A 23090-nucleotide genomic window follows, 5' to 3' on the forward strand; every position below is an offset into this window, starting at 1 on the left:
CTGCAATCACATGCGGCCGGCGGCAACATACCCGCATCGCGTCTCTGAAAGCCGGGTTTGGAGGTTAATTTTCCAGGATTGTAAAAAATCCCGACGCTGAATGGTTTAGATTTTACAATTCAGATCGCATCCACTGTCGGGGGGTATCGGTTCGCTGTTTGAAATGTCAGGCGGATGTTGTTTATTGTGAGTCGCATAGAGGTGTTACAGTTATAATATAATTTCCTCGCCGCGCATGGTGAAAGCCGATTTCTGGCAAGGATATTGCTTCTTTGGCGCGATTCCCAAAGGAGGCAGCGCCGTGCGTATCCCGAAATATGTGATGATGTCCCTGATGGTTGTACTGTTCGTGGCCCAGCAATCCGTGGCGGCCCCAGTCGTGTTGCCAGATCCGACCGTGTACGCCCATCGCTATGACGATTTCTATTCGTATTCGGCGAAACTGCTGACCGCATGGGGCTTCACGGGCTTCGACGGCCCTGCCGGGGTCGGCGGGCTGGATTTGGTCATCGGCACGCATGCCGGGGGAGCCAACAACAACCCGGTGTCGGGAGGCTTCAAATTCCCGGACCCCATGACGACGCCGTCTGGCAACGGCGCCGGCAGCAGCACCTTCAGCGGCACCTGGGGACTGAGCGGGACATTCGCGCCGGTCATGGTGGACGATCTCGTCAGCTACCTGCACACGGCTTTCGGCTCCAATGTGAACACTCCCGTCTTCGATTTCGACATGTCGCAAAGCCAGGATAAGCCGAACCTGTACGTCAACGGCGTGGTCAAGCTGCTCGACGCCTCCAACAACGTCGTGGCCTACTGGTCGTTCGACAACGTCGCCGACCATGTCTTCGACCCGGCCTCGTACGTTCTTTCTCCGGCTACAATTACGGCTACGAATCCCGCGGCGCCTTTCAACACGGTTACCGTGGACAACAACAAGGGATCGGGGAAAAACGACTTCATCGTATACGCCCCAGGCATGGACCTGAGCCTCTACACCGGCAAGGGGTTGCGATTCTCGGCCTTCTTCGAGATGAATTCGCTCACCGGTGGTGGCGAGGACCTGTTCCTCACCGGTTCCTTCCAGCCGAAACCCCCTGTGACCACCCCGGAACCCGGCACCATGCTCCTTATGGGCATGGGCGCTGTGGGGGCCGCCTTCATGCGCAAGCGCGCCAAGCGGTCAAGCTAGTTCTGTCCCACACGCTTCGAAGGCCTCGCTGGCGGTATGCCGGCGAGGCCTATTTCGTTCGCCGCGCCAAAAGCACGAACCGCCCCCCTCGTTTTACGGGCAACGGGTACAGCGTTCCGAGGTGCGCCCTGCGTCTTGTCCGCTCGAACGAAATCCCACAAGCACCCGCGCCGCCGCCGGTTTTCCGGCGGAAGAAAACGTTTGATTCATTCAAACCGGTCCATTACGATTTTAAGAATTGAGCAGGGAACGCGGGTTCCCGTTCGAATTTTCCAGCCTCCCCGGCCTCCGTCTTTCATGGCGGGCCGGGGAGATGCCTTTCGGCGGGAAGCCATTCCCTCATTTTCTTCAAAGGAGCGCCGCGTGACCGCCAACGCTTACACCCCGCCCGTCAAAGGCCAGGACTGATGCTCGCCGGAGTGGACGAGGCCGGACGCGGCTGCCTGGCCGGTCCCGTGGTGGCCGGAGCGGTGATCCTGCCGAACTTCTACGACCTGCCGGGGCTTAACGACTCCAAGAAGCTCACGGCCGACAGGCGCGCCGTGCTGGAACCGGCCATCAAGGCCCAGGCCGTAGCCTGGGGGCTGGGCGTCGTCTGGCCCGCCGAGATCGACCGCATCAACATCCTGCAGTCCACGTTCAAGGCCATGGCCCGCGCCGTGGCCGCCCTGAAGACCCGTCCCACGGGCCTTTCGGTGGACGGCAACAAGATCATTCCCGCCCGTTACCTCGGCTCGCATTCCGTGACCCAGAAGGCCGTTGTGGACGGCGACAGCCTGATCCCGGCCATTTCCGCCGCCTCCATCCTGGCCAAGACTTTCCGCGACCGGCTCATGGAGCACCTGGACCGGCGCTATCCCGGCTACGGCCTGGCCCTGCACAAGGGCTACGGCACTGCGGTCCACATGGAGGCCATCGTGAAGCTTGGACCGTGCCGCCAGCACCGGCTGACCTTTCGCGGCGTGCTTCCCGAAAAGCCCTCCGCGCGGCAGGAGCAGGCATGCCTGCCGGGACTGTGATTGCGTCCCGGGCCGCGCGGAAACGGGTCCGGCCACGCGGCGGACAGGACGGCGCGCCCGGGGGGCGGGAGTGACCGCCGGGCATCTGATCCTGGGCCGTGACGGCGAGGAGGCGGCCGCGCGCCTGCTTGGATCGCTTGGCCTTCGCATCCTGGAGCGCAATTTCCGCTGCCGCCAGGGCGAGGTGGACCTGATCTGCCGCCAGGGCGACACGCTGGTGTTCGTGGAGGTGAAGACGCGAGCCGAGGGGAGCCTGGCTTCCGGCACCGACGCCGTGGACCGGCGCAAGCGCTCGCGCATCGTCAAGGCCGCGTCGCAGTACCTGTCCGCCAAGGAACTCTGGAGCACGTCCTGCCGTTTCGACGTGGTCAGCGTGGTCAGGCGGGACGGACGGCTTCACGCCGAGCATCTGCCCGACGCGTTCCAGGCCGAGTCCGACGCCGGACGCGGGGGGAAGGGCTGGCAGCCCTGGTAGCTCGGCGGGTTCGAAATGCCCGGAGGCTCGTGGAGATCCCCCGGGAGCAGGCTATCTGAGGAGCCCGAATCCGGGTGTTCCCGTCGCGCTCGGAGTGGCGCGCAGGTCGTCGGGGTTGCCCTCCACCACGGGATACCACTGGTCGTTGTCCACCAGCCTGACGTTGCCGGTCCACCGGTCCAGCCGGTACGCCAGGGCGTAGCCGTCCTGGCTGGCCACCGTGTGGAGTTCGAACCGGAACAGCCAGGACACCCAGGCCAGGATGATGACCAGCACGAAAACGGCGCCAGACGGGACGCGGCCCATGTTCATCGGGATTACTCGCTCGCGTATGGGCGGAGATTGGGGAGGGCCTGCGGAAAGCGGCGTACTCGCAAATCGCCGCGTTGCATTCTTTTCTAGATCACAACGTTGCCGATGATCCGCCCCTTTTCAATCTCGCCGTAGACGCCTGTCCAGGCGTTCACGGACACGGGCGGGCCGGTCATGGGGCGGCTCTCGTAGCTCTGCATGGCCGCGGTCTGCGGATTGAAGGTCATGAGGCTCCTGGAGAGAGCCACGGAGATGGGACCGTTCGTCCCGACGTCATACGCTGGATCAGCCATATTTTTCATCTAGTCCCGGTGTCCAGCCCTGTCAATGGCCGCTCTTGCTTTCATCCTTCCTCCATGGAATAGGGTATCTATGAGTGACGCCAGGGGAACTTTGTGGGTGGTGGCCACCCCCTTGGGCAACGCCCAGGACCTCGCGCCGCGCTCGCGCGACATCCTGGCGCGCGCGGCCCTGGTGCTGTGCGAGGACACCCGCCGCACCGCCCGCCTGTTCGCGCAGCAGGGGATCGCCCCGGGGCGCTTCCTGTCCATGCACGACCACAACGAGGAGGGGCGCGTGCCCCAGGTGTTGGGGCTTCTGGCCGGTGGGGCCGAGATCGCCCTGGTTTCGGACGCGGGCACGCCCGTGCTCTCCGATCCCGGCTATCTGCTGGTGCGCGCCTGCCGCGAGGCGGGCCACGCCGTGCGCCCTGCGCCCGGCCCGTCGGCGGTGATGGCCGCGCTGTGCGCCTCGGGGCTGGCTCCGCAGCCCTTCGTCTTTCTCGGGTTTCTGCCCCGCAAGTCCGGCGACATCCGCCAGGCGCTCGCGCGCTTCGCCCAGGCGGGGTGCACCCTGGTCTTTTTCGAACGCAAGGACCGGCTGGGTAAATCCCTGGCCGTGGCCCTGGAGGTTCTGGGCGAGCGCGAGTGCGTCATCGCCCGTGAGCTGACCAAGACCCACGAGGAGTTCCTGCCCGGACGCCTGTCCGATTTCGCGGGCAAGGAGCTGGAGCTCCTGGGCGAGATCACGGTGGTGGTGGGCCCGGCGCTGGAGGCGGCTGTTTCCGGCGAAGGCGACGTCCGGTCGGTGCTTGCGGCCGAGATGGCCGCCGGCGGCAAGCCCAAGGACGTGGCCCGGCGCGCCGCCGCCCGGCTGCGGGGCGTCACGGTCAAGGAACTCTACGAGCTGATCCTGGAAGGGCAGGGGAGGGCGCATGGCTGACCGCTTGCCCGAGGGATATTGCCTCTGGGAAATGGAGGACACCGCCTTCCAGGTGGGTATCATGGGCACCGGGCCGGGGTTCCTCTCCATCCTGGACATCATCGCGAGCCCCGCCATCGGCGAGTTCCTGCCCCCCATGACCCTGGTGGCGGTGAGCGAACCGGGACCCGAACGGGATAAGCTGAGGGACCCACGTGTTTTGGACGTCCCCCAATACGAGACCTACCAGCAGATGCTGGCCGCCCATCCCGACATCAACCTGCTCATCGAACTGACGGGCAAGCGTTACAAGACCAAGGCCATCGTCGCCTCGCTGCCGGACGCGGTCATCTTCATCGACCACACCGCCTCGTTCTTCCTGTGCGCGCTGAACAAATTCGCGGCCATCAACGCCCGCTGCCAGGTGAACCTGGACAACCAGCGGGTGCTCCTGCAGGCCATCATCGACGAGGTGCCCGAGGACATCGTCCTTCTGGACAAGGCCGGACGCGTGGCGGACTGCAACCGCAACGTGGTCCTGCGCCGGGGGCTGGCCAAGGATGAGATCATAGGCCGCCCCTGCTGGGACGTTCAGGCCATCCGCGACGACATGCCCTTCTGCCATCCCGAGACCAAGGACTGCCCTTTCTACACGGCCCTTCGCACCGGGCGAAAGGCCGAGTCCCTGGAGACCCGGGTCAGCAAGGAGGGGCGGCTCCTGTATTTCCGCGAATACGCCTACCCCATCTTCGACACCACCCGGAGCCTGAGCCACGTCATGGTGATGCGCCGCGACATCACCTCGCGCACCGAGTCCGAGAAGCGCGCCCAGCAGACCGAGAAGATCGGCGTGGTGGAACGGCTCTCCGCCTACATGGCCCACGAAATACGAAATCCGCTCTTCGCCATCGGCGGGTTCACAAACTCGCTGCTCAAGTCGCCCAACCTCACCGAGCGGGAGCGCGAGAAGGTGCGCATCATCCTGGAGGAAACCGCGCGCCTGGACAAGGTGCTCAAGGAGATGCTCGGGTTCGCCCGGCCCGGGGAGGAGACTCCGGGGCAGGTGGACGCGCTCAAGGTGGCGCGCGATGTGGTGGGAGTGATCGAGTCCGGGTTTTTGCCCAAGGGAGTGAACCTCGCGTTCGAGGCCGGGCGGGAGATACCCCGGGTGATCGCCCACGAGGACACGCTCAGCCGCGCGGTGATGCATCTGGTCACCAACGCCGTGGAGGCCATGGACAGCGCGGGCCTGGTGGAAGTAAGCGTCAGGATGGCCGGTCCCATGGTGGCCATAGGCGTGCGCGACACGGGCAAAGGCATGCCGGGCGAACTGCTGGAGCGGGTCTTCAGCCCGTTTTTTTCCACCAAGGGCAGGGGATACGGTTTCGGCCTGGCGCTCATACGCCGGTCCGTGGAGGATTGGGGCGGCCAGGTGGAGATCGCCAGCCGGGTGGGGCAGGGCACGCAGGTGACGCTGCTGTTGGCCCCGGCCCTGGCCGTGGCTGGGGAATGACGGATACGTTCATGGAAGCCATCTAGCGAAGGCGGGTACGATGGAACCGGTTTTGATCGATATGGACAAGCTATTCGGGCGGATGGAAGACGACAGGGAGCTGATCCGCGAGGTCTTCGAGGTTTTCATCGAGGAGGTCCCCGGGCGTCGGGTGAAGTTCGCCAAGGCCCTGGCCGAGGGCGACCACACGGCCATGGTCATGTACGCGCACTCGCTCAAGGGGGCCAGCGGCACGCTCATGGCCGAAGCCCTGCGGGAAGCCTGTTTCGAGCTGGAACGCGCCGCCCGGGCGGGCGACGCGGCCGGGATCGCGGCCTACACCCCCGTGGTGCTCGATCTTCTGGACAAGACGGCGGCCCGGATGGCGGAGTTGAAGCCGACGCTCTGATCTCGTCCGATTTCCACAAAATCCGTCAAGGGAAATTATCGTAACCGCTTCGTGCGCAATTTTCGTAACCGGCTCGTTTCCAGCTACGTCCCATCCCCGCCTGGCGCGCCTTCCCAGGCGTCCAGCCAACTGGCACATGGATTGCTTTCCGCTTCTCGCGCATGAACGTGCGCCAACCCCGGCCAAGCAGGCAGCGACCTGCGCCGGGAGGCGAAATCCGCGAGAAACCGGCCCCGCGCGGCCGGAAAGGGTGAGGATACCATGTTCCAGTTGGAAGGCGGCTCCGCCGGTCAGAGCATCTTCGAGCGTCCCCGTGTGCACGGGCGCTTCCTTTTCCAGGGCGACAAGAAGTTCTTCATCAAGGGCGTGACCTACGGCCCGTTCCCCGAGAACGAGAACGGCGAGCCCCTGCCCGAGCCCGAACGCGTGGCCGAGGATTTCCGCCTGATGCGCACCATCGGCGTGAACACCATCCGCGTGTACTACGTCCCCCCCAAGTGGTTCCTGGACACCGCCGCCCGCGCCGGCATCCACGTCATGGTGGGCATCCCCTGGCCCCAGCACCTGTGCTTCCTGGACCAGTGGGAAGTGAAGGAATCCATCAAAAACACCATGCGCGAGGCCGCCCGCGCCTGCGCCGGGCACCCGGCCCTGCTCGCCTACCTGATCGGCAACGAGATCCCCAGCCACATCGTGCGCTGGAGCGGCGCCAAGAAGGTGGAGAAGTTCCTGGCGAAGCTGGCCTCCATCGTGCGCCAGGAAGACCCCACGGGCCTGGTCACCTACGCCAACTACCCCTCCACGGAATACCTGAAGCTGCCCTTCCTGGATTTCCTGTGCTTCAACGTTTACCTGCACGAGGAGAAGAGCTTCCGCTCCTACGTGAAGCGGCTGCAGAACGTGGCCTGCGACATCCCGCTGGTGCTGTCCGAGTTCGGCATGGACTCCCTGCGCCACGGCGAGGCCGCCCAGGCCGACTTCCTCGACTGGCAGGTGCGCGCCTCCTTTGAAGAGGGCGTGTCCGGCACCATGGTCTTCGCCTGGACCGACGAGTGGTACACCGGCGGGCACTTGATCGAGGACTGGAAGTTCGGCATCGTGGACGCCGAGCGCAAGCCCAAGGCCGCCTTCGAGGCCGTGGCCCGCGCCTACGCCAATCCGCTGCCGCCGCTGCCCGCCTACCAGCCCATGATCTCCGTGGTGGTCTGCGCCTACAACGCCGACTCCACCATGGAAGGCTGCCTGGCCAGCTTCCAGCACGTGGAATACCCCAACTTCGAAGTGATCGTGGTGGACGACGGCTCCACCGACAAGACCGGGGAGATCAGCGACAAGTACGCCGCCAAGTTCCCCTTCATCCACGTGATCCACCAGCCCAACCTGGGCCTGTCGGCCGCGCGCAACGTTGGCATGTACGCCTCCAAGGGCGAGATCGTGGCCTACACCGACTCCGACTGCTACGTGGATCCCCACTGGCTGACCTACATGGCCTGGGCCTTCCAGGACAACCGCTTCGCGGCCATCGGCGGCCCCAACCTGCCCCCTCCCGAGGACAACCGCACCGCCGCCTGCGTGGCCGTGTCCCCCGGAGCGCCCACCCACGTGCTGGTCACCGACGAGGTCGCCGAGCACATCCCCGGCTGCAACATGGCCTACCGCAAGGAACACCTGCTGGCCACCGGCGGCTTCGACGCCACCTACCGCGCCGCGGGCGACGACGTGGACCTGTGCTGGAGGCTCATGGACATGGGCCACACCATCGGCTTCCACGCGGGCATGATGGTCTGGCACCACCGCCGCAACACCATCAAGGCCTACATGAAGCAGCAGAAGGGTTACGGCCGCGCCGAGGCGCTGCTCATGCCCAAGCACCCGCAGCGCTTCAACGTGCTGGGCAACTCCCGCTGGGCCGGCCGCATCTACGGCGACATCTCCGGCGCGCTGCTCTCCACCCGCCCGGTGATCTACCACGGCGTGTTCGGCTCGGGCCTGTTCCAGACCCTGTACGAGCCCAAGGGAAGCCTGGTGGCCTACCTGCCGCTCTCCTTCGAGTGGATGATGGGCGCGTTCGGGATGCTTGCCGCGGGCTTCGCCTTCGCTCCCCTGTTCGCCGTGGGCGCGGCCATGCTGCTCACCACCTTCGCCTTCGTCGGCCACCGCGCCGCCCAGGCCAAGCTGCCCAAGAGCCACGACAACTTCCTCTCCCGGGTGGTCATTGCCCTGCTGACCCTGGCCCAGCCCTGGGTGCGCGGCAAGGCCCGCTACCAGACGCTGATGGACCTGCGCCGCGCCGGCCGCAAGGGCGCCACCCGCGGCAATATGGCGGTGCTCGGCCTGCCCGAGGAAGCCAATCTGCCCAAGTACACCATCTGGCAGAAGGTGAAGGACACCGCGTCCATCTTCCGCCGCGGCTTCAAGTTCCACCGCTTCTTCTGGAACAACGCCTCGCTCGAGCGCGAGGACGTGCTGGACCACATCCTGCGCGTGCTGCGCACCCTGAACGTGAGCCACTCCACCGACTCGGGCTACTCGTCCTCCCACACCGCGCCCTGGGACCTGCGCGTGCAGCCCGGTCTCATGACCGCCATGAAGCTGCGCGCCACCGTGGAACACCACGGCGGGGACAAGCGGTTCGTGCGCCTGGCCGGAACCATCGTGCCCACCGGCTTCGCCTTCGCCCTGACCGGCGTGTGCCTGGCGGCCGGACTCTCCTGCCTGGCCTTCAAGGCGCTCATTCCGGCCGCTGCCTGCGGCGGGGCGGCCCTGCTGTCCGCCCTGTGGACCGCCAAGAGCGTGTCCAGTGCGGCCTCCATGGTCACCAAGCTGGCCCAGCACCTGATGACCTGCAAGCCCGGTTGCTCGCTGTCCGAGCCCGAGACCGCCAAGAAGGCCGCTGCCGCTGAGGCCGTCGACTCCAAGGACCAGGCCGTGGCCGTGAAGGAAACCGTTGGCGCCGCCGCCGAGACTGCTGAAACCGTGGCCGCCGCCGAGGACGCCCCCCGCGAGGAGGCCCGCTCCTCCCGCGCCAGCGTGGACGCGCCCCTGCAGTAGTTGATGACATCCTAAACGCACTCGCGTATGACCCTGCCGGGCCGGAGAGGCATGTGCCTCTTCGGCCCGAGTTCGGTCGAACAACTTTCATCCCCCTACGAACATGGCCGTTTTCCTGAAGCTCCTTGGGTATCTGCGGCCCTACACGCTGCTCTTCCTGTTCTGTCTGGGCATGGTCGGCGTGCAGAGCGCGCTGGAACTGCTCAAGCCCTGGCCGCTCAAGCTTGCCGTTGACCAGGTCATCGCCCACCAGCCGCTCACGTTCTGGGGATTCTCCGTCTCCACCGACGTGATGAGCGCGGCCGCCCAGCTGGCCATCGTGGCCGTGTCCCTGGTGGCCATCCATTTCCTCACCGGCTTCGTGCAGCTGACCAACAACTACCTGACCATCAAGATGGGCCAGGACATGGTGCAGGACTTCCGCTGCGAACTCTTCGACCATCTGCAGCGCCAGTCGCTCCTGTTCCACCAGACGCGCCCCACCGGCGACCTGCTCTATCGCCTCATGGGCGACACCTACTCGGTGCAGACGCTGCTCATGAACGGCGTGTTCACCACGCTGACCAGCGTGGTGCTCCTGGCGGGCATGTTCTTCGTGCTGCTGGGCATCGACTGGGAACTGACCTTGTACGCCATGGCCGTGGTGCCGCTTCTGATCCTGGCCATCTCCGCCGTGACCAAGAAGATCGGCAACCTGACCTACGAGACCCACATGAAGGAGTCCCAGGTCTATTCCACGGTGGAGAACATCTTCAACTCCATTTCGCTGGTGCAGGCGTTCGCCCGCGAGGACGAGGAGCGCAAGCGCTTTGTCACCGAGAGCCAGCACAGCTTCGACCGCAAGCTCTCGCTCTATTCGCTCCAGACCGCCTACGGCTGGGTCATCGGGGCCATCACCGCCGCGGGCACGGCCTACGTGCTCTACGTGGGCGCGCTGCACGTGCTTGAGGGCGACCTCACCACGGGCGAGCTGCTGATCTTTTTGGGCTACTTGGCCTCGCTGTACACGCCGCTCAACAACATCGCCAACACCATGGGCGCCATTCGCGGCTCCATGGCCCAGGCGAGGCGGGTGCTGGACGTGCTGGCCGAGGACAAGTCCGTGCCCGAGGCCCCGGACGCAAGGCCCTTGGCCATCGCCAAGGGAGCGGTGTCGTTCGAGAACGTCACCTTCGGTTACGACCCCGAGCGCCCGGTTTTGAACGACGTGAGCTTCTCCTGCCCCGGCGGGTCCACCGTGGCCGTTGTGGGGCAGACCGGCGCGGGCAAGACCTCGCTCATAAGCCTTTTGCTGCGCTTCTACGACCCGCAGAAGGGCGCCATCACCATCGACGGCCAGAACCTCAAGTCCGTGACGCTCAAGAGCCTGCGGCAGCAGGTGGCCATCGTGCTGCAGGACACGCACCTCTTCCCCATGAGCGTGCACGATAACATCGCCTACGGCAAAAAGAACGCCACCCGCGAGGAAGTGGTCCAGGCGGCCAGGATGGCCAACGCCGACGAGTTCATCGCGACCATGGTCGACGGCTACGACACCAAGCTTGACGAGCGCGGCTCCAACCTGTCCGGCGGCCAGCGCCAGCGCCTGGCCATCGCCAGGGCGCTTCTCAAGAACGCCCCCTTGCTCATCCTGGACGAACCCACCTCCGCCCTGGACGCCGGGACCGAGGCCCTCATCATGGAGAGCCTGGACCGCCTCATGCAGAACCGGACCACCTTCGTCATCGCCCACCGCCTCTCCATGATGCGCCGGGCGGACCTCATTCTGGTCATCAAGGACAAGAAAGTCTGGGAGATGGGCACGTTCCAGGAGCTACTGGACCTGGGCGGCGAGTTCGCGAGGCTGCACGCGCTCCAGTTCGCGCCGCTCAAGGAGCGGGGCAAGAAGGCGGCGCAGCCCGCCGAGGAAGCCCCGTAGGTAAGGCATAGCCCGGATCACCGTTGCGGCCGACACTTCGCGAGGGGAACGCCATGAACCATTCCAGCCGTTGGCTTGCGATTTCCAACCCCATTGCGCGCCGGGCATCCGGCGCTGTCGGGCTAACCCGTCCGGCATGGCCGCTGCGGGTCCTGGCGCTCATGGTCCTGGCCGCAGGCCTTGCCGGCTGCGGCGGCACGGGCGGCGGGGCCAAATACACCTTGCACTTGGACGCCTACGCCGAGCGCGTCACCTATGGAAAGCGCTTCGTGGTGCTCCAGGGCGTCATGGAAGTTAAGCCCGGCGACACCCAGTTCAAGGCCGCCTGCGAGGAGTTGGCCAAGGCCGTGGAGGCCAAGGGCTACCAGCGCGCGGCCTCCATCGAGGAAGCCGACCTGGGCCTGTATCTGGCCTATCACGTCACCGAATCCAGCCGCGCCCCCTTCGACAACTTCCATCCCCGCACGCCGGGCCTCGCCCCGCAACAGCTGTTCTTCTCGGAGTACACCCGCGACGTGGTGGTGGAGGCCGTGGACATGGCCCGCTACAAGGCGAATGATCCCCAGAACGTGGTCTGGAAGATCCACGTGGCCAGCAAGGGGCCCACCAGCGACATGGCCAAGGCCATGCCCTACATCGCCGCCGCCGTGGCCAGGTACATGGGCACAAGCGGCGAGGTGTTTGTGGAAGTGGACTCCAATTTCGACATCCATCCCTTCAAGCCCGCAAAACAACACTATAGGCCGTAATCGCCATGAAAAAACGCACCGTCATCGTCTCCGGCCTTGCCTGCACCTACCCCCTGGGCGGAGTCGCCTGGGACTACATCCAGTACCTGCACGGCTTCCACAAGCTCGGCCACGACGTCTATTACCTGGAAGACACCGGCGGCTGGGCCTACGACCCGTTCAACGTCACCTTCACCGAAGACTACTCGTATCATATCAAGTACCTGACGGATTACCTGGCGGCGCTTGATCCCGATCTCGCCAAGCGCTTCTGCGTGCGCGACCCCGGCGACAACTTCCACGGCCTGTCGCGCGAGCAGCTCTCCGACGTGGTGAAGCGCGCCGACGTGGTGTTCAACATCTCCACCACCCTGTGGCTGCGCGAGGAGTACCAGTCCATCCCCGTGAAGGTGCTCATCGACTCCGACCCCATGTACACCCAGGCGGGAATCCCGGACTATCTCGCGGGCACGGCCTCGGAAAAGGACGTGAAGAATATCGAGCACATGAAGATGCACGACCGTTTCTTCAGCTTCGCCGAGAACTTCGGGAAAGATGGCTGTCTCATCCCTAAGGGCGTGTTCGACTGGCATCCTACGCGCCAGCCCATGGTGCTCTCGTGCTGGGACACGCCGCGCAAGCCCGCGTCCGACGCCTTCACCACGGTGCTCTCCTGGCAGCCCAAGGAGTCCGGCCCGGTGATCGACGGCGTGCAGTACGGCGGCAAGAACACGGAATTCTTGCGCTTCATCGACCTGCCGCAAAAGACCAAAGCCACTCTGGAGCTGGCCCTGGGGCAGGGCAGGCCGCCGCGCGAAATGCTCGAGGAGAAGGGCTGGAAGCTGGAGGACGGCTTCGCCAAGTCCACCACGCCTTGGCTCTACCGCGACTACATCTGGGACAGCTTCGCCGAGTTCTCCATGGCCAAGAACGCCTACGTGGCGTCGAAGAGCGGCTGGTTCTCCTGCCGCAGCAGCTGCTATCTGGCGGCCGGGCGGCCCTGCGTGGTGCAGGACACCGGTTTCTCCCGGTTCATGCCCGTGGGCGAGGGCGTGCTGGCCTTCAATACGGAGGACGAGGCCCTGGCCGGGATCGAGGCCGTGCGCTCGGACTGGGAGAAGCACTCCAAGGCGGCGAAGGCGTTCGCCAAAGAGTGGTTCGACTCGGACAAGGTGCTGGGCAAGCTTCTGACGGAAGCCATGGAATAGCGACAATATCGGATCATCACGTGAGACGTAAAATACTTGCGGGGTCCAGGGGGATCATCCCCCTGGCGGTTGCAGGGCGGTGCCCTGCCGGGGGTTGGGGCGGAGCCACATCCCGCTTCCTTCTCATTCTTGCCTTCGTGCTTCTCCTGCCGTCCTTGTCTTTCGCGCGCGGCTGGTCCGTCACCGAGCAGGACGGCGTCAAGTGGCTGGTCACTCCCGAAGGCGCGCGGTTCTTCTCGCTCGGCGTGAACAACACAAGCGGCGGCTCGGCCGACGACAAGGCCAAGGGAGAGCGCGCCTACTACTGGCAACGGTTCTATCCGAGCCTGGAAGAGTGGGGCCGTGACACCCAGGCGCGCCTCACGGCCTGGGGCTTCAACACCTCGGGCGGCTGGTCCGACGTGTCGGCCGTCATGAACTTCCCGGTGATTCCGGAGATCGACCTGGGGCGAAACTCCAAGCTCCACTGGTACGACATCTTCGACCCGTCCATGCAGGACGCCGCCGACGAGATCGCCCGCGAGATCGTGGCCAAGTACAAAGACAACCCGCGTGTGATGGGCTTCTTCACGGACAACGAGGTGGGCTGGTGGAACTCCCCGCTGTTCCTGTGGCACCTAGAGCGCGGCTGGGCCTTCTCGTCCAAGCGGGTGCTGTGGCAGCTCCTGTACGACACCTATGACGGCAAGTGGGAGAAACTCCTGAAGGACTTCGTGCCCGCACAGGGCTTCGACTCCTTCGAGAAGCTCAAGGACGACGGCGCGGCGCTCAAGCTGCGCCCCGGCGGCCAGGGCATCAAGGTGATCGGCAAGTTCACCTATGAGATCGCCCGGCGCTATTACGAGCTGGCCTTCCGGGCCATGCGCAAGGCCGACCCCAAGGCCCTGGTGGTGGGCGACAGGCTGCCGCTCTACTACAACCAGGACGCGGTGCTGGCCCAGAAGGGCTTCGTGGACGTGCTCTCCACCAACTACAACGTTGACTGCGAGGACGGCTGGGTGGCTCCGTACTACTTCGAGGGGCTGCACAGGCTTTCGGGCTCGCCGGTGCTCATCTCGGAATACTTCTTCGCTGCCGCCGACAACCGCAGCGGCAATTTGAACAACGGCCACCTCATGCATGTGGCCACTCAGGAGGAGCGCGCCAAGGGGGCCACGGCGGCCATGAAGAACTTCGCCTCCTTCCCCAACGTGGCCGGCGTGCACTGGTTCCAGTACTCCGACGAACCCACCGGAGGGCGCAGCGACGGCGAGGACTTCAACATGGGGCTGGTGGACATCCACAACAAGCCCTACGAGTTGCTCACCGCCGCCTTCTCCGCACTCAATCCGCTGATTCCGGCCATCCATGCCGCCAGCCGCTGGACCGCCAAGCTCAACGGCAACGGAAGCGGCAACGGTCCGCTGGTCCTCCTCAAGTCCTCCGCGCCCAAGAGCCTGACGGACGGCTCCCTCCTGGACTGGCCGGACAAGGCCCGGACACGCCTGACCGGATTCGCCACGCCCAAGCCCTACGCGCCCTTCGGGGACGTGCACTTGGCCTGGGACGAGAACGGCCTCTATTTCGCCAACATCGCGGGCAACTACGTGGACCTCGCGCTCCTGGACTACAGCGGCGAGTATCCCTTGTCCGAGACCTACCAAATCCATATAACGCTCGATGCCGGGGCCGGCGCGCGGCATTTCGCCGTGCACCTGATCCCCAGGCCCCACTCGGTCTGGCCAGGACGCTTCGAGCTCAAGCCGCAGCTGTGGCGCTACGAGAACGGCGCGCCGGTGGAGCGCATCGACGACCCCGGGCTGGTGCAGGCCCTGGACAAGCCCCTGCCGCACATCCAGGTTGAGGGGCTCATCCCGGCGAAGCTTCTGGGCGTGGACGCGCTTAAGCCCGGGCAGGAAATCACGCTGAGCGTGGAAGTGATCAATTTCTATAGAGAACTGACCATGGCCGCCACCGGCAGGACCGCCGTGCTCGGCCGGGCCGTGGACAACGCGGGAGCGCAAGAATGAAAGGCAATATCCTGGTGACGGGCGGGGCGGGCTACATCGGCTCCCACACCTGCAAGGCCTTGAAGCAGGCCGGATACCAGCCCATAACCTTCGACAACATGGTCTATGGTCACGAGTGGGCCGTCAAATGGGGGCCGCTCATCAAGGGCGACATCCTGGACGGCGAGACCCTGGATGCGGTGTTCAAGCAGTACGCCCCCCTGGCCGTGCTGCACTTCGCGGCTTTCGCCTATGTGGGCGAGTCTGTGGCCGACCCGGAGAAGTACTACCGCAACAACGTCATGGGGACGCTCTCGCTGCTCTCGGCCATGCGCCGCGCCAAGTGCAAGAACATCGTGTTCTCCAGCACCTGCGCCACCTACGGCGTGCCGAGCGAGCTGCCCTTGCGCGAGGACCATCCGCAGAAGCCCATCAATCCCTACGGCTGGACCAAACTCATGATGGAGCAGACCCTCAAGGACTTCGATACCGCCTATGGCATCCGCCACGCCGCGCTCAGGTATTTCAACGCCGCCGGGGCCGACCCTGACTGTGAGATCGGCGAGGAGCACGATCCCGAGACGCACCTGATTCCGCTGGTCATCGCCGCCACCCAGGGCAAGCGCGGCAACGTGGAAATCTACGGCACCGACTACGACACCCCGGACGGCACCTGCATCCGCGACTATATCCACGTGGCGGACCTTGCCGTGGCGCACATCCAGGCCCTGGAATACCTCCAGGACAAGGACGAGAGCCTGGTGGTGAACCTGGGCACCGGCAACGGCCAGACCGTGCGCGAGGTCATCCGGGCGGTGGAGAAGGTGTCCGGCAAGGCCACGCCCGTGAAGGAAGGCCCGCGCCGCCCCGGCGACCCGCCGGGCCTCTACGCCTACGCCGACAAGGCCTACAAGCTGCTCGGCTGGAAGCCGCAGTACGGGGATATCGAGACGATTGTCGGCACCGCCTGGAAGTGGCACGAGAAGGCGAAGAGTTAAGATGCCTCCGGCGGCCAAAGGGACGGGGACCCTTTGGAATCCCCAATAGCTTCGCGCCGATCGATGTGAAGTTTGACCAATATGCAGGGAGCGCGCTTTGCGCGCTCCCTGCTTTTTTGTCTTCCTTAAACGCCCAGCGCCCGGGTCCCCCCGGCCTGACGCTTGAGCTGGTCTATCAACTGCGCCAGGGCGGCGGCCTGGGCTTCCAGGTCCTGGAGCGCCCCGAGCGAGGCGTTGACGTGCTCGTCGGTGCGCACGGCGATGGCGTTGATCTCGTCCACGGACCGGTTGATCTCCTCGGACGTGGCGGACTGCTCCTCGGCGGCTGTGGCGATGGACTGGATCTGCCCCGCCGAATCGTCGGTGCTGGAGACGATCTCTCCCAGGGCGGAACCGGATTCTCCGGCCAGGTTGGCGGCCTGGTCCAGATCGGCGACCGCCGCTTCCACTGAGCGCACATTCTCCCCGGCCACGCGCTGGATCGACTGGATGGACTCGCCCACTTCCTTGGTGGCCACCATGGTCTTTTCGGCCAGCTTGCGCACCTCGTCGGCCACCACGGCGAAGCCTCGCCCGGCCTCTCCGGCGCGGGCCGCCTCGATGGCGGCGTTCAAGGCCAGGAGGTTGGTCTGGTCGGCTATGTCCTCGATGGTGGTCATGATCTTGCCGATGGCCTGGGCCTGGGAGTCCAGCTGGTTCATGGATTCGCGCAGGGCGGTGGTCTTGCGCTGGGTTTCGCGCATGGCTTCGAGTGATTTCGCCACCACCTGCGCGCCGAGGCTGGCCTTGTCGCGGGCGTCCTTGCCCTGCTGGGCGGCGTTGGAGGCGTTGCGGGCCACCTCCAGCACGGTGGAGTTCATTTCCTCCATGGCCGTGGCCGTGGAGGAAATGCGTTCGCGCTGCACATCGGTGCCCTGGCGGATGTCCGCGGAATGATCAGCGAGGGAGCCCACGGCGGCGCTGAGTTCGTGGGCGACTTCCTCCAGCCGGTGTGCGGCGTCGAGCATGCCTTCGGCCCTGGCCCGTTCCGCCTGGAGCTTGGCCGACTCGGCCTCGTCGGTGGCCAGGCGGGCGGCATGGGCCTTGTCCTGGGCGTCGGCGGTCCTGGCCTCGATCTCGGCGATGTTGTTCCTCAGCGTGGCGCTCATGGTGTTCAGGGCGTCGAAGATGGAGCCGATCTCGTCGGTGCTGCGGTGCTCGATGCGCCCGTAGCTGCCCTTGGAGATGTCCCCCAGGAAGGCGTTCACCCGGTTGAGGGGCCGGATGACGATGCGCCGGGTGAGAATCCAGATGCCGAGCCCCATGGCGGCCATGCTGGCCAGGGCTACGCCCGCGATGGGCGTCACCGCGGCGGACACGGGCTCCATGAGCTCGCTTTCCTCGATGAGGCCGATGAAGCGCCATTTGAGTTCGGGCGAGGTGTAGGCGGCGGCGCTGTAGGCCGTCCCTCCAACGTTCACGGAGCCGGTGGCCGAGCCGGACTTGAAGAAGGCCGCCAGGGAGTCGTTGCCGATCTCCGCGATCTTCTTGAAGTTGTGCTCGGGCTTCTTGGGGTCGGAGATGACCACGCCGTCGTCCTGGACGAGAATCACGTACCCGGTGCGCCCGATGCGGACCTTTTTGATGAGGTCGGTGATCTGGGTCAGGGTGATGTCCATGGCCGAGATGCCCAGGATGTCCCCCTTGGCGTCGAGGATGGCCTTGCAGACGCTAATCATGGGGGTCTTGTCCACGGCCTCGTAGGCGGGGGTGACCACGGCCTCGCGCGGGGTGGCCATGGCGCTCTTCCACCAGGGGCGCTGGCGCGGGTCGAACCCGGCGGGCTGCTTCTTGCCCGTGTCCTTATGGTTGATGATGTACTTGCCGTCGCGGTTGCCAGTGTAGATGGCGAGATAGTCCGGATGCGACTCGCGCAGGGGGCCGAACGCCTCGTACATGAGCCGTCCGGCCTCGTCGTCCGGCCAGACCTTGGCCAGGGTCGCCTCGGAGGTGCCCACGAAGGTGGTCTTGAGTTCCTCGATCCGCTTGTTCACCGGGAGCGAGGCGGCCATGGTGATGTTGAGCTTGGCCTCTCCCAGGAAGGAGGCCACCACGTTGCTGGCCTGGCGGAGTTCCGCGGTGGCGGCCTGGGTGAAGTTGTCGCGCGAGAGCGTGGAGATGTTCCCCGACGTAAGCAGAAAGATCGCGATCATGGGCAGCAGGATGATCACGAACGTCCCCAGCATGAGTTTCACGGTGATGGATCGTTTCAAGGGGGCCTCCTTTCTGGCGGGTACGGAAAACTGACCGGGACTCCGGTCATCCCGCAGGCTCAAGGCAGGTGCATACGGCTACGAACAATATAGTACATCCCGGTGATGTAAAGGTGCCGGATACGAAAAATGGGAGTTCAAAGACGGACGGGAGTCTGTTAGGGTTTGAAATGACGGACAGCCATACGAAATGGAGGCGGTGTGCCATGAGTGATGCTCATCTGGTCGTGGGCGGCGTGGACCTGGCGAAGATACGCAACAAGAACGAGCTCCGCGTGGCCCGGCTGCTGGATAAAGTCCTCGCCGAGGACGGGGCTGGCGTCACCGACCCCCTGGACATCCAGGACGTCTACGCCCTCACGCTCAACCTGCTGCCCTCGCGCTACCGCCAGCTGGGCACCATCGTCCTCTCCGAACCCGTCAAGGACAGCCACATCGAATCCGCCATCCGCCGGGCCCTCCGCACCGTGAAGGAACGCCCCAACCGCTGAGCCAGGCTCCGGTTTTTCCCGCGCGGCCGTGCCGGCCGCGCGGCTTTCCCCTTGTCTTCAGTCTTGTCCGGGCATGGAAGTCCTATTCATTGCCCCTGGCGGAAGTTCCGTGATATGCGGATCCCGCTGACATATCCGGATTCTCGTCACAGACCGGCCAGGACATGGCGTGGCCGCACAAGCGAAGAGGGGCGCATGCGTTACGACTTGAAGAGCCTGCTCGTGTTTCTTGCTGTATGCGTTGTTGGACCGGCCGGATGCTCGCGCAATGCCGATGCGCCCGCGCCCCCGATGTCCGCCGGGGGGGAGCGCGCGGCCTCCTCGGAATACGTCGGCTCGCAACGCTGCGGGACCTGCCATGCCCGCAATTACCACTCGTGGCGAGGGACCAAGCACGCCAACATGCTTGCCGAGCCGGACAACAGGAGCGTGGTGGGGGATTTCTCCCGGGCCGGCGTCCTGGACCTGCCGGAGGGCCTGGCCGCGCGCATGCACGAGAAGGACGGCCGGCGCTTCGTCTCCCTCGAGCAGGGGGGACGCTCCCGCGAGGACCAATCCGTGGCCTACGTGCTGGGCGGAGCGCGCCGCCAGATGTACGTGGCCGTGTCGCGGGAGGGGAAGCTCTGCGTGCCGCCCGTGCAGTGGAACGTCCGGGACGGGCGCTGGAGTTCGCCGCAGGGGCCGGACGGGGCCACGGACGACTGGCTGCGCGACTGCGCCGGGTGCCACGTCACCGGCTTGGGCCAGGCAGGCGCACAGGGAGGCGGCGTGAAGACCTGGAGCGAGGACGCCATCGGCTGCGAGGCCTGCCACGGCCCGGGTGCGCGCCATGCGAACGCCAAGAATCCCGAAAAACCAGACACCATCTTCAATCCCGGCAGCGTCCCCGAAGAGGCGCGGGCCGCCATGGTCTGCGGGCGGTGCCACACCAGGGGAACATCCTCGGACGGCAGGGCGTATCCCCCGGGCGTCGAGCCCGGAGGCGACTTCCGTCACGGTTTCGCCGAGGTCAAGAGGGACGACGCGCGCTATTTCTGGCCGGACGGATCCTCCCGGGCCAACCGCCAGCAGTATGCCGATTTCGTCACCTCCACCATGTACGAACGGGGCGTGAAATGCTGGTCCTGCCACAATCCGCACAAGGCCTCGGAGAACAACGCCTCGAGCCTGCGCCTGACGGGAAACTCCCTGTGCCGCTCGTGCCATCCGGCCGGCGCCGGGGAGAGGACCCTGACCCACGCCATCCACGACAACGGCAACTGCCGGGCCTGTCACATGCCGCTCACGGCCGGCCTTGCCTCCGGCGGCGAGCTGGCCTCCCATCGCTTCCAGCCCGTGCGACCGGCGGCCACCGTGGAACTCGGGAGCGGCGACGTGGACAGGCAGCCGAATTCCTGCAATGCGTGCCATTATCACGGGAAGCAGCCTCCCGCCGTGCTGGAAGCCTATCTCCAGGCACGCGTCAAGAGGCACTACGAGGCTCCGGCGGCGCAGACCGCCCGGAAGAACCCGTAATCCGGGCGCTGCGGAAAGAAACATGGGCCGAGCGAGCGACTGGGGCGGGCCTCGCCCGCGCAAACTGATCGCGGTGGTCTGCGCCGCAGCGGCGGCGCTCTTCCTTTCCGTGCGACAGGGCGCCTCGTTTCTGGCCAGTCCGTCCTTCTGCTCCTCATGCCACGTCATGAGCGCGCAATACGTCTCGCACCGCAGGTCGGCGCACCAGCGTGCGCCCTGCGTGGACTGCCACACCGGGAGGGGCTGCGGCTCCTGCCATGACCCGGGCCGGTCCGACGCGGCAGTGGCGGGCAGGGCGGTCAACGCCCCGGGGCCGGACCTGCACGCGGTCCACGCGTCCGGCCCGGGCGTCGCCTGCACGGATTGCCACCTGGGGATCATGCACTCCAGGATCGACGGATACACGCGGGAGAGTCCCCGGGCGTCCTGCGGGAAGTGCCATGGGCAAACCGCACTCGGGGAGGGCGTCCGGCCTGCGCGGACGGGCGCTCTTCAGGACAGGGAGGAGCTGTGATGGAACACGCGCACGGCCAGCCGACCTTCATGGGATTCGAGCCCCACGGGCATTGTTTCCTCTGGCAGCCGGACCTCATCGCGCTGCATACGGTGTCCGATTTCGTGACCGGGTTGTCGTACTACCTCATTCCCGTGGCCATCTTCTATTTCGTCCGCAAGCGTTCCGACGTGCCGTTTCCGGCCATGTTTCTGCTCTTCGCGCTGTTCATCGTCAGCTGCGGCACCACCCACCTCATGGCCATCTGGACCATCTGGACGCCGGACTACTGGCTGGAGGGCTGGGTCAAGGCGGCCACCGCGTTCTTTTCCCTGGTGACGGCCTTGCTGCTGTTTCCGCTGCTTCCCAAGGCCATGCTCATCCCGAGCCCGGCGCAGCTTGAGGCCGCCAAGGCCGAACTCCAGCGGCACAAGGACCACCTGGAGGATCTGGTGGCGGAACGGACCTCGGAACTCCAGACGGCCAACGCCCGCCTGGAGGCGGAGATCGCCGAACGCAAGTCCGCCGAGGACGCCTTGAGGGAAAGCGAACAGCAGCTGCGTGGCTCCCGGGAGTTCCTGGCGCAGATCGTGGACAACATCCCGGACCCCGTTTTCGTCAAGGACGAGAACCATCGTTACGTCCTGGCCAACACGGCCCTGTGCGTGCTGGCGGGAAAACCGCGCGGCGAGGTGGTCGGGAAAACCGACCACGACTTCCTGCCGGAGAGGCAGGCGCAGCTGTTCATCTCCCGCGACAAATTCGTGCTGGAGACGGGCGAGATGGACATCACCGAAGAGCAGTTCACCGACCCCTCCGGCCGCCCGCTCGCGCTTCTGACCAAGAAGACCCGGTACGTGGACGCGGGGCAAAAGAAGTACGTGGTGGGCGTGATCCGCGACGTCACCGAGCGCAAGCGCATGCAGGAGATCATGGTCCAGACCGAGAAGATGATGAGCGTCGGGGGGCTGGCCGCGGGCATGGCCCACGAGATCAACAACCCGCTCTCCGCCGTCCTGCAGAGCATCCAGGTGGTGCAGAACCGCCTGTCCAAGGATTCCCCGGCCAACCTGGCCGCGGCCGAGGCGGCGGGATGTCCTTTCGAGGCCATCAAAGCCTTCCTGGGGGCGAGGGAGGTGAATTCGCTGCTGCAGGGCGTGCGCGACGCCGGGGCCAGGGCGGCCAAGATCGTCTCCAGCATGCTGGAGTTCAGCCGCAAGACCGAGTCCAACCGGGCTCTGGTGGACTTGAACGGCCTGCTGGACAAGGCGGTGGAGCTCTGCGCCAACGACTACGACCTCAAGAAGAAGTACGACTTCCGCAAGATCGCCATCGAGCGCGATTTCGACCAGGGCATGCCCCTGGTTCCCTGCACGGCCACTCAAATCGAACAGGTGGTGATGAACCTCCTCAGAAACGCGGCCCAGGCCATGGCGGAAAACGCCGGGCAGGCTTCCCCTCCGCGCATCGCCCTGCGCACCACGATCGAGGAAGGCATGGCCCGCATCGAGGTCCAGGACAACGGGCCGGGCATGGACGAGGCCGTCAGGAAGCGGATATTCGAACCGTTCTATACCACCAAGGGCCCGGGGCAGGGCACGGGTCTCGGCCTGTCGGTGTCCTACTTCATCATCACGGAGAACCACAGGGGCAGCATCGAGGTGCAGTCCCGGCCCGGCGAAGGGACCCGGTTCATCATCCGGCTTCCCCTGTCGGAGGAGGGGCACGCTGGGTAGGCCGGGACGGATCCCATGCCGCATAACCGAGCAAGGTGCTTCCATCCTGCTAGAAAAATAAAGCTTCCCATTCATTGGGATTCTGCTAAAAGCAGACCGTGAAACTTTAAGTACCGTTCAGGAGGGTATCATGGCTCAGGAAGCGTCCGTCGCCCCCAAGGAACGCGTGAACATCGTCTACAAGCCCGCAACGGGCGACGCCAAGGAAGAGGTGGAACTGCCGCTGAAGCTTTTGGTGTTGGGCGATTTCACCAACCGCGCCGATGACCGCACCCTGGAGAACCGAGAGCCCATCAGCGTCGACAAGGACAACTTCGACGACGTGCTCAAGGCCCAGAACATCGAGCTCAACATGACCGTGCCCAACAAGGTCTCCGGCAAGGACGGGGACGAGCTGGGCGTGCACCTCAAGTTCGACAACCTCAAGGATTTCGAGCCCGACGCCATCGTGGCCAAGGTTCCCGAGCTGCAGAAGCTCATGGAGCTGCGCGAGGCCCTCAAGGCCCTGAAGGGCCCCCTGGCCAACGTGCCCGAGTTCCGCAAGAAGGTTCAGGAGATGGTTCAAGACCCCGGCCTGCGCGACCGGCTGCTCAAAGAACTGGGTATCGGTTCATAA

Annotated in this window: 20 protein-coding genes; 17 read left to right on the plus strand and 3 right to left on the minus strand. The window is 65.4% G+C overall.

Annotated elements, in window-relative coordinates; genetic code table 11:
- Positions 1-301: 301 nt before the first annotated feature.
- From ML540_RS17960 to ML540_RS10215, 3 genes are all read left to right on the plus strand, one after another.
- Positions 302-1189 (plus strand): PEP-CTERM sorting domain-containing protein, encoded by an 888-nt coding sequence (locus tag ML540_RS17960; protein WP_243360583.1) that lies wholly within the window; start codon positions 302-304, stop codon positions 1187-1189.
- Between the two features lie 407 nt (positions 1190-1596).
- Positions 1597-2208, plus strand: a complete 612-nt coding sequence (locus tag ML540_RS10210; protein WP_243360585.1) for a ribonuclease HII — start codon at positions 1597-1599, stop codon at positions 2206-2208.
- 70 nt (positions 2209-2278) lie between these two features.
- Positions 2279-2683, plus strand: a complete 405-nt coding sequence (locus ML540_RS10215) for a YraN family protein (protein ID WP_243360587.1) — start codon at positions 2279-2281, stop codon at positions 2681-2683.
- Between the two features lie 51 nt (positions 2684-2734).
- Here the strand turns inward: ML540_RS10215 and ML540_RS10220 are convergent, their stop codons facing one another.
- Both ML540_RS10220 and ML540_RS10225 read right to left on the minus strand, forming a co-directional pair.
- A complete protein-coding gene (locus ML540_RS10220; RefSeq protein ID WP_243360589.1) occupies positions 2735-2995 on the minus strand; it encodes a hypothetical protein in 261 nt (86 codons plus the stop codon).
- 86 nt (positions 2996-3081) lie between these two features.
- On the minus strand, positions 3082-3222 hold the full coding sequence (locus ML540_RS10225; RefSeq protein ID WP_243360591.1) for a hypothetical protein: 141 nt from the start codon (positions 3220-3222) through the stop codon (positions 3082-3084).
- 145 nt (positions 3223-3367) lie between these two features.
- On the opposite strand from ML540_RS10225, the gene rsmI reads away from it, so the two are divergent.
- The 9 genes from rsmI (at position 3368) to galE (ending at position 15987) form a co-directional block, all read left to right on the plus strand.
- Positions 3368-4216 (plus strand): 16S rRNA (cytidine(1402)-2'-O)-methyltransferase, encoded by an 849-nt coding sequence (rsmI, locus tag ML540_RS10230; protein WP_243360594.1) that lies wholly within the window; start codon positions 3368-3370, stop codon positions 4214-4216.
- Positions 4209-5708, plus strand: coding sequence for a two-component system sensor histidine kinase NtrB (locus tag ML540_RS10235; RefSeq protein ID WP_243360596.1), 1500 nt, complete (start codon positions 4209-4211; stop codon positions 5706-5708). Before rsmI ends, ML540_RS10235 begins: the two co-directional genes overlap by 8 nt.
- A gap of 40 nt (positions 5709-5748) precedes the next feature.
- Entirely contained in the window at positions 5749-6096 is a 348-nt protein-coding gene (locus ML540_RS10240) for an Hpt domain-containing protein (RefSeq protein WP_243360597.1), read from the plus strand.
- Between the two features lie 261 nt (positions 6097-6357).
- Positions 6358-9147: a glycosyltransferase gene (locus ML540_RS10245; RefSeq protein WP_243360599.1), complete on the plus strand. Its 2790-nt coding sequence runs from the start codon at positions 6358-6360 to the stop codon at positions 9145-9147.
- A 103-nt stretch (positions 9148-9250) separates the two neighbouring features.
- Complete coding sequence (locus ML540_RS10250) at positions 9251-11065, plus strand: ABC transporter ATP-binding protein (protein ID WP_243360601.1); 1815 nt, start codon at positions 9251-9253, stop codon at positions 11063-11065.
- A 53-nt stretch (positions 11066-11118) separates the two neighbouring features.
- Positions 11119-11814 carry a hypothetical protein gene (locus ML540_RS10255; RefSeq protein WP_243360603.1) on the plus strand — a complete coding sequence of 232 codons (696 nt, stop codon included), beginning with the start codon at positions 11119-11121 and terminating at the stop codon, positions 11812-11814.
- Between the two features lie 5 nt (positions 11815-11819).
- Positions 11820-13001, plus strand: coding sequence for a glycosyltransferase (locus ML540_RS10260; protein ID WP_243360605.1), 1182 nt, complete (start codon positions 11820-11822; stop codon positions 12999-13001).
- Positions 13002-13021: 20 nt separating this feature from the next.
- Positions 13022-15010, plus strand: a complete 1989-nt coding sequence (locus ML540_RS10265) for a hypothetical protein (RefSeq protein ID WP_243360607.1) — start codon at positions 13022-13024, stop codon at positions 15008-15010.
- Entirely contained in the window at positions 15007-15987 is a 981-nt protein-coding gene (gene galE, locus ML540_RS10270; RefSeq protein WP_243360610.1) for a UDP-glucose 4-epimerase GalE, read from the plus strand. Before ML540_RS10265 ends, galE begins: the two co-directional genes overlap by 4 nt.
- 125 nt (positions 15988-16112) lie before the next feature.
- Here the strand turns inward: galE and ML540_RS10275 are convergent, their stop codons facing one another.
- Complete coding sequence (locus ML540_RS10275) at positions 16113-18239, minus strand: methyl-accepting chemotaxis protein (RefSeq protein ID WP_243360612.1); 2127 nt, start codon at positions 18237-18239, stop codon at positions 16113-16115.
- Between the two features lie 206 nt (positions 18240-18445).
- Here ML540_RS10275 and ML540_RS10280 point away from each other — a divergent pair, with 206 nt between their 5' ends.
- From ML540_RS10280 to tssB, 5 genes are all read left to right on the plus strand, one after another.
- A complete protein-coding gene (locus tag ML540_RS10280; protein WP_243360613.1) occupies positions 18446-18730 on the plus strand; it encodes a late competence development ComFB family protein in 285 nt (94 codons plus the stop codon).
- 195 nt (positions 18731-18925) lie between these two features.
- Positions 18926-20245, plus strand: a complete 1320-nt coding sequence (locus ML540_RS10285) for a multiheme c-type cytochrome (protein WP_243360615.1) — start codon at positions 18926-18928, stop codon at positions 20243-20245.
- A gap of 22 nt (positions 20246-20267) precedes the next feature.
- Positions 20268-20759, plus strand: a complete 492-nt coding sequence (locus ML540_RS10290) for a NapC/NirT family cytochrome c (protein ID WP_243360617.1) — start codon at positions 20268-20270, stop codon at positions 20757-20759.
- Positions 20759-22474, plus strand: a complete 1716-nt coding sequence (locus tag ML540_RS10295) for an ATP-binding protein (protein WP_243360619.1) — start codon at positions 20759-20761, stop codon at positions 22472-22474. Before ML540_RS10290 ends, ML540_RS10295 begins: the two co-directional genes overlap by 1 nt.
- Positions 22475-22604: 130 nt before the next feature.
- On the plus strand, positions 22605-23090 hold the full coding sequence (gene tssB, locus ML540_RS10300) for a type VI secretion system contractile sheath small subunit (RefSeq protein ID WP_243360621.1): 486 nt from the start codon (positions 22605-22607) through the stop codon (positions 23088-23090).

It is taken from the genome of Fundidesulfovibrio terrae (assembly GCF_022808915.1).
GTDB lineage: Bacteria > Desulfobacterota > Desulfovibrionia > Desulfovibrionales > Desulfovibrionaceae > Fundidesulfovibrio > Fundidesulfovibrio terrae.

Bases quoted from the DNA above. Each gene is read 5' to 3' on its own strand.
- ML540_RS10210 (WP_243360585.1), top strand. From the start codon at position 1,597: ATGCTCGCCGGAGTGGACGAGGCCGGACGCGGCTGCCTGGCCGGTCCC.
- ML540_RS10220 (WP_243360589.1), bottom strand. From the start codon at position 2,995: ATGAACATGGGCCGCGTCCCGTCTGGCGCCGTTTTCGTGCTGGTCATC.
- ML540_RS10225 (WP_243360591.1), bottom strand. From the start codon at position 3,222: ATGACCTTCAATCCGCAGACCGCGGCCATGCAGAGCTACGAGAGCCGC.
- rsmI (WP_243360594.1), top strand. From the start codon at position 3,368: ATGAGTGACGCCAGGGGAACTTTGTGGGTGGTGGCCACCCCCTTGGGC.
- ML540_RS10235 (WP_243360596.1), top strand. From the start codon at position 4,209: ATGGCTGACCGCTTGCCCGAGGGATATTGCCTCTGGGAAATGGAGGAC.
- ML540_RS10240 (WP_243360597.1), top strand. From the start codon at position 5,749: ATGGAACCGGTTTTGATCGATATGGACAAGCTATTCGGGCGGATGGAA.
- ML540_RS10245 (WP_243360599.1), top strand. From the start codon at position 6,358: ATGTTCCAGTTGGAAGGCGGCTCCGCCGGTCAGAGCATCTTCGAGCGT.
- ML540_RS10250 (WP_243360601.1), top strand. From the start codon at position 9,251: ATGGCCGTTTTCCTGAAGCTCCTTGGGTATCTGCGGCCCTACACGCTG.
- ML540_RS10255 (WP_243360603.1), top strand. From the start codon at position 11,119: ATGAACCATTCCAGCCGTTGGCTTGCGATTTCCAACCCCATTGCGCGC.
- ML540_RS10260 (WP_243360605.1), top strand. From the start codon at position 11,820: ATGAAAAAACGCACCGTCATCGTCTCCGGCCTTGCCTGCACCTACCCC.
- galE (WP_243360610.1), top strand. From the start codon at position 15,007: ATGAAAGGCAATATCCTGGTGACGGGCGGGGCGGGCTACATCGGCTCC.
- ML540_RS10280 (WP_243360613.1), top strand. From the start codon at position 18,446: ATGAGTGATGCTCATCTGGTCGTGGGCGGCGTGGACCTGGCGAAGATA.
- ML540_RS10285 (WP_243360615.1), top strand. From the start codon at position 18,926: ATGCGTTACGACTTGAAGAGCCTGCTCGTGTTTCTTGCTGTATGCGTT.
- ML540_RS10290 (WP_243360617.1), top strand. From the start codon at position 20,268: ATGGGCCGAGCGAGCGACTGGGGCGGGCCTCGCCCGCGCAAACTGATC.
- ML540_RS10295 (WP_243360619.1), top strand. From the start codon at position 20,759: ATGGAACACGCGCACGGCCAGCCGACCTTCATGGGATTCGAGCCCCAC.
- tssB (WP_243360621.1), top strand. From the start codon at position 22,605: ATGGCTCAGGAAGCGTCCGTCGCCCCCAAGGAACGCGTGAACATCGTC.